Source organism: Gluconobacter sphaericus, assembly GCF_016757795.1.
Taxonomy (GTDB): Bacteria; Pseudomonadota; Alphaproteobacteria; order Acetobacterales; family Acetobacteraceae; genus Gluconobacter; species Gluconobacter sphaericus.
Window position 1 is genome coordinate 1,495,379 of sequence record NZ_CP068419.1, and the last position, 9,622, is coordinate 1,505,000.

10 protein-coding genes and 2 tRNA genes (1 of these 12 only partly in view) are annotated in these 9,622 nt (G+C 59.4%); 8 read left to right on the forward strand and 4 right to left on the reverse strand.

All coding sequences use genetic code 11. The features are described from left to right. Positions 1–190 precede the first annotated feature (190 nt). Genes IGS75_RS07135 through IGS75_RS07145 form a run of 3 tightly spaced genes read left to right on the forward strand, consistent with a single transcriptional unit; the run spans position 191 to position 3,975 of the window. Positions 191–1,675: a paraquat-inducible protein A gene (locus IGS75_RS07135; protein WP_202256446.1), complete on the forward strand. Its 1,485-nt coding sequence runs from the start codon at positions 191–193 to the stop codon at positions 1,673–1,675. Beyond that, a complete protein-coding gene (locus IGS75_RS07140; RefSeq protein WP_141352156.1) occupies positions 1,672–3,354 on the forward strand; it encodes a PqiB family protein in 1,683 nt (560 codons plus the stop codon). Before IGS75_RS07135 ends, IGS75_RS07140 begins: the two co-directional genes overlap by 4 nt. Before the next feature lie 3 nt (positions 3,355–3,357). Beyond that, positions 3,358–3,975 carry a PqiC family protein gene (locus IGS75_RS07145; RefSeq protein WP_202256447.1) on the forward strand — a complete coding sequence of 206 codons (618 nt, stop codon included), beginning with the start codon at positions 3,358–3,360 and terminating at the stop codon, positions 3,973–3,975. A 76-nt stretch (positions 3,976–4,051) separates the two neighbouring features. Here the strand turns inward: IGS75_RS07145 and nusG are convergent, their stop codons facing one another. The 3 genes from nusG to IGS75_RS07160 all read right to left on the reverse strand — a co-directional run bounded on the left by nusG (position 4,052) and on the right by IGS75_RS07160 (position 4,985). Next, on the reverse strand, positions 4,052–4,582 hold the full coding sequence (nusG, locus tag IGS75_RS07150) for a transcription termination/antitermination protein NusG (protein WP_141352159.1): 531 nt from the start codon (positions 4,580–4,582) through the stop codon (positions 4,052–4,054). Positions 4,583–4,591: 9 nt separating this feature from the next. Next, positions 4,592–4,846 (reverse strand): preprotein translocase subunit SecE, encoded by a 255-nt coding sequence (gene secE, locus IGS75_RS07155; protein WP_024717048.1) that lies wholly within the window; start codon positions 4,844–4,846, stop codon positions 4,592–4,594. Positions 4,847–4,908: 62 nt separating this feature from the next. Then, positions 4,909–4,985: transfer RNA gene (locus tag IGS75_RS07160), tRNA-Trp, on the reverse strand. Between the two features lie 170 nt (positions 4,986–5,155). Here IGS75_RS07160 and IGS75_RS07165 point away from each other — a divergent pair. Further along, positions 5,156–5,229: transfer RNA gene (locus IGS75_RS07165), tRNA-Gly, on the forward strand. A gap of 26 nt (positions 5,230–5,255) precedes the next feature. On the opposite strand, the gene IGS75_RS07170 is transcribed toward IGS75_RS07165, so the two are convergent. Further along, positions 5,256–5,807, reverse strand: a complete 552-nt coding sequence (locus IGS75_RS07170; RefSeq protein ID WP_202256448.1) for a cupin domain-containing protein — start codon at positions 5,805–5,807, stop codon at positions 5,256–5,258. A gap of 327 nt (positions 5,808–6,134) precedes the next feature. On the opposite strand from IGS75_RS07170, the gene atpH reads away from it, so the two are divergent. The 4 genes in view from atpH to atpD are tightly spaced (at most 22 nt apart) and all read left to right on the forward strand, a layout consistent with a single transcriptional unit that may run on beyond the window. Next, a complete protein-coding gene (gene atpH, locus IGS75_RS07175; RefSeq protein ID WP_202256449.1) occupies positions 6,135–6,707 on the forward strand; it encodes an ATP synthase F1 subunit delta in 573 nt (190 codons plus the stop codon). Then, positions 6,707–8,242, forward strand: a complete 1,536-nt coding sequence (gene atpA / locus IGS75_RS07180) for a F0F1 ATP synthase subunit alpha (RefSeq protein WP_062028188.1) — start codon at positions 6,707–6,709, stop codon at positions 8,240–8,242. The genes atpH and atpA overlap by 1 nt, the downstream gene beginning before the upstream one ends. 9 nt (positions 8,243–8,251) lie before the next feature. Continuing rightward, positions 8,252–9,142, forward strand: a complete 891-nt coding sequence (locus IGS75_RS07185; protein ID WP_062108337.1) for a F0F1 ATP synthase subunit gamma — start codon at positions 8,252–8,254, stop codon at positions 9,140–9,142. 22 nt (positions 9,143–9,164) lie between these two features. After that, on the forward strand, positions 9,165–9,622 hold the start of the coding sequence (atpD, locus tag IGS75_RS07190) for a F0F1 ATP synthase subunit beta (RefSeq protein WP_062028184.1). 1,006 nt of this gene lie beyond the right edge of the window; the window shows 458 of its 1,464 coding nt (coding positions 1–458); it begins with the start codon at positions 9,165–9,167; its stop codon lies beyond the right edge, outside the window.

Below are 9,622 nucleotides of genomic sequence, written 5' to 3' on the forward strand. Positions count from 1 at the left end.
ACGGAGAGATTATCAATTGCGCGGCTTTCCGGATCTTCACAAGTTTTCAAAATATTGCCGATAAATCCGGCTTCCTCTGGGCAATCCGCCTGAGATGGGACTACGATGAGTCCCGATATCCCGATGCGGAGGGCTGCCTGTAGAGGGCGGACTGTCAAAAGACTGCTCCCTGCGTTAGGTTAGGAGCCCGATGTCTGACCGTTTTCATAAACGACTGTGGCGCAACGCCGTCAGCTTTTCCCGTAGTCAGGAGCCCCACGCATCCATCCATGCGGTGGAAGGTCTGCGCGAATGCCCGACTTGCGGTCTCTTCCAGCACGTTCCGCGCCTGAAACCTGGACATCTCGCCGAATGTCTGCGCTGCGGTTGCCAACTTGCCCGCCGCCGCCGGACATCTCTGATCGGTGCTCCAGCCGCATTCTGCATCACATCCGCCGCGCTCTACGTCACGCTCCTCATCAGTTCCCTCATGACTCTGAACGTCTACGGACGTGAAAACACGGTTTCGCTGATGAGCGGCCCGATCGAACTTGGCCATCAGGGTTATGGCGCGATCGGCGTTCTCGTCGCCCTGGTGACGATCATTATGCCCGGCCTCATCATCGGTCTGATGGCAGCTATTCTCTATGGCGCTTCCCGCCCCCAGATGCCTGACTGGACCCCCCGTCTTCTTACTTGGTACGACCGTCTCCGTGGCTGGTCGATGGTGGAGGTGTATGTGCTCGGCGTTCTGGTGGCATACACCAAGCTCGTGGACCTTGCTCTCGTTGTCCTTCAGCCAGGTGTCTATCTGCTGGGTGGCCTGATGCTGAGCATGGCCGCTGTGGACTCGACCTTCGATGCCGAACGGATTTGGCGCAGCCGCGACATCCGTCCCCAGCTCGATGATCACCAGGGCCATCTTCTGGATGTCGCCCATCTGGACGCTCGTAATGGCGTCATCCCACCCGTGGAGAACATGCTGTCCTGCCACGCCTGCAATCTGGTCGTGGCTTTCGATCATATTGTGCCGCAGGAACAGGATATGGGCGATTGCCCTCGCTGCGGGCAGATCCTGCGTCGCCGTAAACCGCAGAGCATGGCCTCGGCCACATGTCTTCTCGTAGCCAGCGTCGTTTTCTACCTGCCGGCCAACCTGCTGCCTGTCATGACCTACACCAAGGTCGGCCATGGTGCGCCCAGCACAATCATCAGCGGTGTGATCGAACTGTGGCAGGCGGGAATGATTCCGCTGTCCCTGCTGGTTCTGTTCGCCAGTATCACCGTGCCCGTTCTTAAGATCGTTGCTCTGACGATCATGATCATAAGCCCCCGCTTTGGAGGCCGCTGGCAGCTCAGGTATCTGGCGAAACTCTACCGGCTTGTCGTCATTATCGGCCGCTGGTCCATGATCGACGTCTTCATGATTTCCATCCTCGTCGCTGTTGTGCATTTCGGCTTTCTGGCCAATGTTACTGCCGATCCGGGAATGGTCTGCTTTGCACTGGTCGTGATCTTGACCATTTTTGCCGCAGAGCTTTTCGATCCCCGCGGCATGTGGGATGCAGCCGGCCTCAACGGTGCGGTCGCAGGCCCCGCAGCGGATATCAGGGAGCCGGAGACGCCGTTTCCGTCCGATCCTATGCTTCGCCTGCCTTCTTCTGACCCTACTGATATGGAGCCTGGACGCCCGTGAGCGATTCCCGAAACAACCGGGGGGAGCCAACGGTCTCGCCGAAGGAAGCCCCGGTGCGCCGTACCCGCTTCTCCCTCATTCTGCTGATTCCGGTGGTGGCCATCCTCATCGCCGGATGGCTGGCGTGGGAGCATTTTGCCACGCGTGGCCCCGTCATCACCATCACGTTTGAGACGGCAGATGGCCTGACGCCGGGCCAGACGCAGGTAAAGAACAAGGCTGTAACGCTGGGTACGGTGCAGGACATCACACTGAGTGACGACATGAAACATGTCGACGTTACGGTGCAAATGAACGCCAACAGCGCACATATTCTGACCGACCACACCCGGTTCTGGGTCGTGCGTCCGCGGATCAATGGCGCCAGCATCACCGGCCTCGATACATTGTTCTCCGGCGCCTATATCGCCTTGGATCCGGGAAGCGATGACGGCCACTACCAGAAGTCCTTCAAGGGCCTTGAATCGCCGCCGGGTGTGCGGTCCGACCAGCCAGGCGAAACGTTCTGGCTTGTGTCCCAGTCGTTGGGCTCGCTTGGTCCGGGATCGCCGGTCTTTTTCCGCGATCTTCAGGTGGGTGAGGTGCTGGGCTACACGATGCCGCCGGGTGGGATGGGGCCCATCGTCATCCAGGCTTTCGTCAAGGAGCCCTATGACCACTATCTGCGCACGGACAGCCGGTTCTGGAACGTCTCAGGCGTTCAGGTCGGCCTTGGTGCCGGTGGTTTGCAGGTCCAGCTCAAATCGCTTCAGGCCCTGTTCTCGGGTGGCATTGCGTTTGGTCTGCCGGAGCGCCGTCGCAACATCGATTTGCCTGATGCGCCGGCCAATTCCGTCTTCAAGCTTTATGCCAGCGAGGCTGATGCCCACAACGCGCGCTACCATAAGCGCCTGCGTGTCGTGACCTACATCAACTCCTCTGTCAAAGGCCTTACGAACGGCAGTCAGGTCACCATGTTCGGCTTGCAGATTGGGACTGTCACTGATGTCCGTCTCCTTCTCGAAGGCCCTACGAAGCTGCCTCGTGTCCGCGTGGATATGGAGCTTGAGCCGGAGCGTATGCTGTCCAACTGGGATGATCGGATCGAGAACAGTAAGGAGCCGCCTGTCGAGAAGTATCTCCAGGCCTTCGTGGCTGATGGAATGCGTGCCTCGGTTCAGAGCGCCAGCTTCCTGACCGGTGAATCCATGATTGCCTTGCAATTCGTCAAGAATGCTCCTGTTACAGCCTTGACCTACGAAGGCGACGTTGCCGTTCTCCCCAGTCAGGCTGGCGGAATGGACGGAATCATGGAGTCCGTCTCCACCATCACCGACAAGATCGCGGCAATGCCGCTGACCGAAATTGGTGGCCATGTGAACGATCTTCTGGCGCATGCGGATAGCCGTCTGAATAGTCCGGAAGTCACGCAGTCCCTCGCGGCGCTGCGCGATTCTCTACAAAATCTGAGCAGGCTGACGAAAACCGCCAACCAGGACCTGCCGGCGCTGATGAAGGGGCTGCAGGGCACTCTGGCAAATGCCCAGTCTGTTCTGGGGGCTTATGGCGGCGATACGGATTTCCATCGCAACCTTCAGAACATGATCATCCAGCTGACCCAGATGTCCCGCTCCCTGCGGTTCCTCACGGATTATCTGGATCACCATCCTTCCGCTCTCATCACCGGCCGCAGGAACTGAGCCATGACACACTCTTCGACGTCCCGCTTTCGTTTCCTGTCCCTGGTGGGGGCTCTGGGGCTGACGGGCCTCCTCTCGGCCTGTAGTAGCGATCCCACGCTCTATACGCTGGCTCCTCTGCCGGGTGTGTCCCAGGCGGGAGGCCCTGTCGTGGTCGAGGTCCGGACACCTGTTGTGAGCGCGCGGCTTGATCGCGATACGATTGTGAAGACCAGTGAGGACTATCAGACAAAGCTTGCTTCGGGCAGTAGTTGGAGTGAGGCGCTTCCGGACATGCTGGGTCATACGCTGATGACCGATCTAGCCCAGCGTTTGCCGGGTACGACCGTCTTCGCGCAGGATGATGCAGTCACGACGACGCCTGCGGCCTATGTGGAGCTGACCATCCGCAATTTTGAAGCCGATTCGGTCGGACACGCACTCGTGACGGGCATGCTGTCCGTTCACCCGGCTGGAAAGATGATTGGTCCTGTGATGACCACGCCTGTGGTGTGGCAGTCGTCAGAGCCGGTTGTGTCTAGCACGGCAAAGCTGACGGCAGCGCTCAGTCAAGGTGTTGCCAGCATCGCGGATCAGGCTGCAGCAAAACTGCGGGTTCTGCCACAGCCCCTGAAGGACTGAGAATCATCAGGGTCACAAATAAAAAAGGCTCCCGAGAGGGAGCCTTTTTTATTGTAAGGAATAGAACTTGAAAAACTTAGAGCTTCTCGACCTGCGTGAAGTCCAGATCGACTGGCGTGGAGCGGCCGAAGATGGAAACGCTAACCTTGAGGCGCTGACGCTCGTCGTCGACATCCTCGATCATACCGGTGAAGGAAGTGAACGGACCATCCGCCACGCGGATCTGCTCACCAATCTCGAAGGAGAGGCTAGAACGGGGACGCTCAACGCCTTCCTGGGCCTGCTTCATGATCCGGTCGGCTTCAGCTGCCGTAATCGGGGTCGGACGGTTGCGGGTTCCAAGAAAGCCCGTAACCTTGGGGGTATCCTTGACGAGATGCCAGGCTTCGTCCGTCAGTTCCATTTTGACGAGGACATAGCCGGGGAAAAACTTGCGCTCCGCGTTGACCTTACGGCCGCGGCGCATCTCTGTAATATCTTCGGAGGGAACAAGGATCTGTTCGAAATGATCGGACAGGCCTTTCTGTGCAGCCTGCTCCTGGATATGGCTCGCGATCTTCTTCTCAAAACCGGAATAGACGTGAACAACGTACCAACGCTTCGCCATGGTGCGAACTTAGCCTCCAACGCCAAAAAGTTCGCGGACGCCGAGGCCGATCACCTGGTCCACGATGAAGAAGAAGATGCAGGTCACGGTAACCATGACCAGCACGGCACCTGACGTAATCAGGGTATTGCGACGGGTCGGCCACGTGACACGTTTTGCTTCGGCGCGCACGTCACGGACGTAGGCCACCAGATTGAAGCCGGATCCGCTCTTTTGAGGCGCCGTTTTCCGCGACTCGTCTTTCGGGGTACTGACCGACACCATCGTCCTCGAATCAAGTGAAAATCCCGCTCCCGGTGTCGGGAAGGACATCCGGTGAGAAGGAGTGGCAGGGGCGGAGGGTCTCGAACTCTCAACCTCCGGTTTTGGAGACCGGCGCTCTAGCCAATTGAGCTACACCCCTATCATCGGGCAAGACATTTTTGAGGTGTCATGCCAACGACAGTGGCCGCAAAAGAGAATGTTCAGGAGTAAAAGTCAAGTGCCTCGAACATCTTTGTTGCGGAATTTCCATTTTGATCTTTCCCCTCTTGCGGGCGCGGAAAAAAATGGGCTAAGGACACTTCCACCTGAGCGGGCGTAGCATAGTGGTAATGCAGTAGCCTTCCAAGCTTCTTAGGAGGGTTCGATTCCCTTCGCCCGCTCCAGATCTCTCGGAATTGATATTTTCGTCTTATCGCCCCTGACAGGGAGCGTGTGATGGCGTCGCTTCTCCAATCTGGAGAATCTGCAGGACGACGGCGGAATCGCCGACATTGCCTGACTGATGGCCTTTAGGATCGGTGTCGTGAGCGATCGGAGCCACATCCTCACTGAGCAGGACATCACCCGGATTCAGCTCCACACTGGTCCCGTCCATAGCCTTGACGAAATAGATTCCTGATAGCGGCACAATCCATTGGACCTGATGGCTTTCGTTCCATCCGCCTTTCCAATGCGGGGGCTGAACCCGTATCGTCATCGTTGCCGGCCCGTCATGGAGTGTGCTGAGCATGACCTTGTCTCCGGTCGGCGTGATCGAATTCTCATGGAATGTCGATATCTTGCACTTGGTCAGATGCGTGACACCTTGAGGGTCGGTCCAATTGTCCCAGTAGGAAATGGTCGGGAAGGACGGTTTGTCCTCTAGTGGGGTTGCTCGTGCTGCCGTGGCCAGGGGAGGGAGCGAAAGGGCGGGGATGGATAGCGCGCCTAACAGAAAAAAGAGGTATTTCTGGATGGTCATCTGGTCTCCGTGGTTGTTTGGAGGGCGTGTGTTGAACGGAAGTAAAGAATTTCCGAAGAACCACTGTGAAACTCTCGTCATGCCAGTCCGGTAGAGGAAAACGCAAACCTTCGTCTGGTCGGGGGCGGATGAAAGGGGATTTGCGTATCGTCTCGGTTGCGCAGGGCTGGGACAGCGTGCTAGAGGCGGCCCCAAGTGGAGGACCGGGTTTCAGACGAATCCTGCGCAGGAACGTCTATGCCCGGTCCGGACAGTTTTGATGCAAGGAACCGGATAAGCCGGTTCCGGCCGCACTCTGCGGCGGATTTAGTGAGACGGAACACGCGTGTGACGGTGACACAGGTGCCGCAGGTTGGACACACAGGGGGCTTGGCCCAGCGCTACGCCCGTGCGCTTTATGATCTTGCTTCGGAGCAGGGGACTCTTCCCGATGTTCTGGGTGAAGTGAAGGCGCTGCGTGCCGCCATTTCCGAAAGCGACGACCTGCGGAAATTCCTGGCTGACGCTCGGATAGACATCCGCCAGGGTCAGACGGTTTCGAATGTCCTGGTGTCGAAGCTCGGCTTTGGAGACGTCCTGCGCCGGTTTGTCGGCGTTATCGCCGAAAACCGTCGTCTGCCTGATCTTGCATCCATTCTGGACGGTGTTCTGGCGCTCGACGCCGCCCTGCGTGGCGAAGTCGTGGCCGAAATCCGCTCTGCACAGCCTCTTAACGACACGCAGCGCAGCCAGCTTCAGGTCCGACTGGCCGAAGCCGGCTACAGCCGCGTGTCCATGACCGAACATACGGACCCTGCCCTCATTGGTGGCATGACCGTACGGATCGGTTCCACACTCTTTGACACTTCGATCGCCGGGCGCCTGACCCGCCTGCAGAACGCCATGAAGGGAGCCGCGTGATGGATATCCGTCCCGCCGAGATTTCGGACATCCTCAAGCAGCAGATCGCGTCTTTCGACCAGGTCGAGACCGTTTCCGAAACGGGAACGGTCCTGTCCATCGGCGACGGCATCGCCCGCGTCTACGGCCTGAACAACGTCATGGCCGGTGAAATGGTCGAGTTCGAAGGAACCGGCCTCAAGGGCATGGCCCTGAACCTCGAAGCCGACAATGTCGGTGTGGTTCTGTTCGGAGATGGCGACGGCATCCGCGAGGGCGACACCGTCCTGCGTACGAAGTCCGTGGTTGAAGTTCCAGTCGGTAAAGGCCTGCTGGGACGTGTGGTTGACGGTCTGGGCAACCCGATCGATGGCCGTGGCCCGCTGACGGACGTTGAATACCGCCGCGCCGAAGTGAAGGCTCCGGGCATCATGCCGCGCCAGTCGGTCAGCGAGCCGATGCAGACGGGCATCAAGGCCATTGATGCGCTCGTTCCCATCGGACGTGGTCAGCGTGAGCTGATCATCGGTGACCGTCAGACGGGCAAGACCGCGATCCTGATCGACACCATCGTCGCCCAGAAGCCGGTCAATGCTGAAGGCGATCCGAAGAAGTCCCTGTACTGCATCTATGTCGCTATCGGTCAGAAGCGTTCCACGGTGGCCAACCTGGTCCGCACGCTGACCGAACATGGCGCGATGGAATACTCCATCGTTGTTGCCGCTACGGCCTCTGATGCGGCTCCGATGCAGTATCTCGCTCCGTACACGGCCTGCGCCATGGGTGAGTATTTCCGTGACAACGGCATGCACGCTCTTGTCTGCTACGACGATCTGTCCAAGCAGGCTGTGGCTTACCGCCAGATGTCCCTGCTGCTGCGTCGTCCGCCGGCTCGTGAAGCGTTCCCGGGTGACGTGTTCTACCTGCACTCCCGTCTTCTGGAGCGTGCGGCCAAGATGTCCGACGCCAATGGCGGCGGCTCACTGACGGCCCTGCCGGTCATTGAGACACAGGCTGGCGATACGGCTGCCTACATCCCGACCAACGTGATCTCCATCACCGACGGTCAGATCTTCCTTGAGACGGATCTGTTCTACAAGGGTATCCGCCCGGCCGTGAACGTCGGTGGTTCGGTGTCCCGCGTGGGTTCCGCAGCCCAGATCAAGGCGATGAAGCAGGTTGCCGGCAAGATCAAGCTGGAGCTGGCACAGTATCGTGAAATGGCTGCATTCTCGCAGTTTGCTTCCGACTTGGACGCCGCAACCCGCAAGCAGCTTGATCGTGGTGCCCGTCTGGTCGAGCTGCTGAAGCAGCCCGAGACGTCCCCGCTGCCCGTCGAAGAGCAGGTTGTTGTTCTTTACGCCGGTACGCGTGGCTACGTTGATCCGATCGCCGTGGACAAGGTTGTGGCCTACGAAGCCGCTCTTCTGTCCGAGCTGCGCGGTGCGGGCTCGGACATCCTGACGGCCATTCGCAATGACCGCCAGATCAAGCCGGAGACGGAAGGCAAGCTCAAGGAGCTGCTCGAAGCATTCGGCAAGCGCTTTTCGGCCTGAGGATAGCCCATGGCTTCGCTGAAGGAACTGCGTGGACGGATCACGGGCGTCAAATCGACGCGCAAGATCACGAACGCGATGAAAATGGTTGCAGCCTCCAAGCTGCGACGCGCCCAGATGCAGGCCGAAGCGGCTCGCCCCTATGCTGACGCCATGCGTCGCATGATGGCAGAGCTGGCGACGGCGACCCGTGGTGAGGACGCGACAAGCCTGCCGCGCCTTCTCGCGGGAACGGGCAAGGACCAGACCCATCTCGTGGTGGTGCTGACCTCTGACCGTGGCCTTGCCGGCGGCTTCAACGCCAATATTGTCCGCAGTGCCCGTCAGCTGGTCGATACCTTGGTATCGGAAGGCAAGACGGTTCGCATCCTGCCGGTCGGTCGCAAGGGGGCAGATATTCTCGTGCGTCACTATCCGGACATGGTCGTTGACCGTCTGGCCGGAACCGAAGGCAAGGATGTCGGGTTCGACAAGGCTGCCGATATCGGAAGCCGGATCGTCACCATGCTGGAAGCGGATGAGATCGACCGCTGCACGCTGGTCTATAACCGCTTCCTCAATGCCATGACGCAGGTTCCGGTACAGGCGCCTCTGGTTCCGCTCGCGGTTCCCGAGAACGACAATGCCGCTCCGGATGCCGACACGGCCCAGTATGAATTCGAGCCGGACGAGACGACGCTTCTGACGCAGCTTCTGCCGCGCAACCTTCAGGTCCAGATCTTCTCGGCCCTGCTGGAAAGTGCTGCTGGCGAGCAGGGCGCGCGCATGACCGCGATGGACAATGCCAGCCGTAACGCCAGCAAGGCCATCGACCGTCTGTCGCAGAAGTACAACCGTACGCGTCAGGCCAACATCACCAACGATCTGATCGAAATCATCTCCGGCGCAGAAGCCGTTTGAGATCACGCAGGAGACGAATCCGATGTCCGAAACCCTTACCCCTTCTGCCGGAGCTGCCAACAACGTGGTCGGCCGCGTCACCCAGGTGCGCGGCCCCGTCGTGGACGTGCAGTTCGAAGGCGATCTTCCCTTCATCCTGAACGCTCTGCACGTCCAGAACGGCGATCATACGCTGGTTCTGGAAGTTGCGCAGGAAATCGGCGAGCGCCAGGTCCGCTGCATCGCCATGGACACGACCGACGGTCTGGTCCGTGGCGCTGAAGTCCGTGACACGGGCACGCAGATCATGGTTCCGGTTGGCCCGGCAACGCTCGGCCGTATCCTGAACGTCGTTGGTGAGCCCATCGACGAGCGCGGCCCGATCAGCAGCGAACTGCGCTTCCCGATCCACCGTCCGGCCCCGGCTTTCGAAGACCAGGCCGCTGCGTCCGAAATCCTCGTGACCGGCATCAAGGTCGTCGATCTGCTCTGCCCGTACCT